Here is a 2,255-nt window from a genome sequence, read left to right as displayed (position 1 = left end):
CCTCCTTCATCAATAACCCCGTCGAAGGAGATATCGGTCCTGTTTATGCCGACAGTTCAACCCCGCTCACGTCGCTGGCCAGCAGCTACCCAAAAACCTCGGCATAATCGTGAGGTCGGCATAATCGAAGTACAGTTTTCGCGGGCAGCCGTGGGTCTTGACCGCGTCGTGCAGCGCTGCCTGCATGCCCAGGGTGTCCTCGCCGTGGCCCCACCGGTGTCCGGGCACGTACCGGGAATGGTCATCGAGCAGGGCGAACAGCACCGCCCGCCCGCCGCCGACGATCGGGCCGTGCAGGCCGTCGCTGATCCACATCTCGTCGGGTTCGGCGGCCTCGAATCGCCCGAACGCGCTCGGCGGGTTGCCGTCGGGTCGGGTGCCCAGTTCCAGGCGGGCGAAGTGGCGTTGCAGGGTCCGCGCAGACGGCGCCCAGCCCTGCTCGGCGGCGATGATGCGGGCGATGTGGGCGGCGGTGCGCGCGGTGTTCCCGCTTGAGCCGCGCCGCCAGCTCCAGCACCTCGGCGTCGGTACGTGGGGTGACCTGGCGTTCGGGCGGGATCAGCGCGTCGAACCCATCGGCCCGCCACGCCCTGATCCAGCGGTCCAGGCTGGCCCGCGACACCGTCACCGACTGCCCGCAAGGCCCGAGATGGACCTGGGCGGCCAGCTCGCGCACCAGCCGGCCCCGCTCGGTCGCCGACAGGTTCGGATCGGCCAGCGGGCGAATCAGCGAATACCGGTACAGCGCAACATCTTGCGCCCGATCGGTCCGTGACTTCTTCGGCTGCGGCTTCGACATCGGTGACACCCCAACGCTTTCTCGCGATCGACGACAGTGACGCCGTCGACCCTGACGCGCTGGGGCACTCGGTCACAGACGCGGGCAGATGTTGATCGGCGCCGCCGTGACCGCCGGCGGCCGCGCACCCAAAAGCCAGCCGCCCGAACACGCCGCCACCACCTCGGCCGCCGACACCTCGACCACCGCCGAACCGGCCGCCCGGCGCACCGCCGCGCAGCCGGCACCGATCTGGGCGACCGCGTCGGCCACCGGCGAGCCGGCCGGGGCCAACCGATCCATGTCCGCGCCCACACCGGCCAGTCGTTCCAGCCGCGCGAACCCGACCCGGATCGACTCGGCATGCGCAGCAAACCGCGCCAACCAACTCCGCACCGTCGAAGCCGGTCGCCCCGCCGCCGCACAGATCCGCCGCCAGCCCCGACCCGCGGCTCGCGCCAACAGCGCAGCCCAGATCACCGCCACCGGATCGACCCGCCTGCCCAGCCAAAACCGGGGCAACAACACATGGGTGCGCCCACAGCCACCGGCTCGCGAGCAGATCGCCCGCCGCGGCCGAATCCGCCGCACCGACTCAGCGGTTTGGCGCACGAACCGCTCCGCGGCATGCCCCCACGGCGCCAGCCGCGAACCGCAGTCCGGGCACACCAGCCCGCCCGAGATCAACTGCTGTTCGACACCGGCCGGATCAACACCTACGCTCAGCAACGGACCGCCTCCAGGCGCGTTCGAACGGCCCTTCCCGACAGCCAGTCAAAGCGAGCGGGAAGGGCCGTTGGCTTTCAAGATCACGCCGAGCCTAAACAGCCCGTCCTCACGGTGACGCCACCACCATCAGCTCACCGCCACCCAACCCGACATCCTCACCGACCGTGACCCACAACCACCCTGTGGTCGTCAGTACGAGTGACGCTCAACATCAGGTCGTGGCTGCGGCCCAGTTACCGTCTGCGCGGTGTATTCCGAGCACTCCCAGGCGTGCGAGGTTGATCGCGGCGGCAAGTAGAGAGAAGTCGGCGGCGACGTTGGTGAGGCCTCGGACGCGGGCGCGGCGGCCGCCGTGGCGGCGGCGCATCAGGTGGCCAATCTTGCGTTCCACTTTCGGACGGGTTGCCTTGTAGTCGGCGACCCAGGCCGGGTCTGCTTGGGTGGTGCGAGCACGCGTGAGTTCGGCCTCGTAGCGGCTGATCGTGATGGTGCGGCCGCCGGCCGAGCCGGTGCACTGCGCGGCCAGCGGGCACGAGGAGCAGGCCGGACCGAACACCGCGATGCCACCACCGGCGGTGGCCGAGCGGATCGCGACGGTCACCGCGTTGGGGCAGGTGACCGTGAACCGTCCCCGGTTTTATGCGCACTTCCTTTGTTGGGAAGGATGGCGCGATGCCGAGCAAGTACGACGAGAACACCAAGGCCAGAGCGGTGCGACTGGTCCGGGAACACCGCGACGACTATGACA

3 protein-coding genes and 1 pseudogene are annotated in these 2,255 nt (G+C 69.6%); 1 reads left to right on the top strand and 3 read right to left on the bottom strand.

Annotated features, from left to right (window positions below):
* Positions 1-150 precede the first annotated feature (150 nt).
* Entirely contained in the window at positions 151-495 is a 345-nt protein-coding gene (locus EET03_RS32215) for a hypothetical protein (RefSeq protein WP_244232602.1), read from the top strand.
* A 61-nt stretch (positions 496-556) separates the two neighbouring features.
* Here EET03_RS32215 and EET03_RS33235 read toward each other — a convergent pair.
* The 3 genes and pseudogenes from EET03_RS33235 to EET03_RS29495 form a co-directional block, all read right to left on the bottom strand.
* Positions 557-799 (bottom strand): annotated as a pseudogene (locus EET03_RS33235) (helix-turn-helix domain-containing protein); the annotation flags it as partial.
* 72 nt (positions 800-871) lie between these two features.
* Positions 872-1,507: a hypothetical protein gene (locus EET03_RS29500; protein ID WP_208649166.1), complete on the bottom strand. Its 636-nt coding sequence runs from the start codon at positions 1,505-1,507 to the stop codon at positions 872-874.
* A gap of 211 nt (positions 1,508-1,718) precedes the next feature.
* Positions 1,719-2,108 (bottom strand): transposase, encoded by a 390-nt coding sequence (locus EET03_RS29495; protein ID WP_075542681.1) that lies wholly within the window; start codon positions 2,106-2,108, stop codon positions 1,719-1,721.
* Between the last annotated feature and the right edge of the window lie 147 nt (positions 2,109-2,255).

It is taken from the genome of Mycobacterium innocens (genome assembly GCF_900566055.1).
Taxonomy (GTDB): Bacteria; Actinomycetota; Actinomycetes; order Mycobacteriales; family Mycobacteriaceae; genus Mycobacterium; species Mycobacterium innocens.
This window is presented reverse-complemented; position numbering and strand designations above follow the sequence as displayed.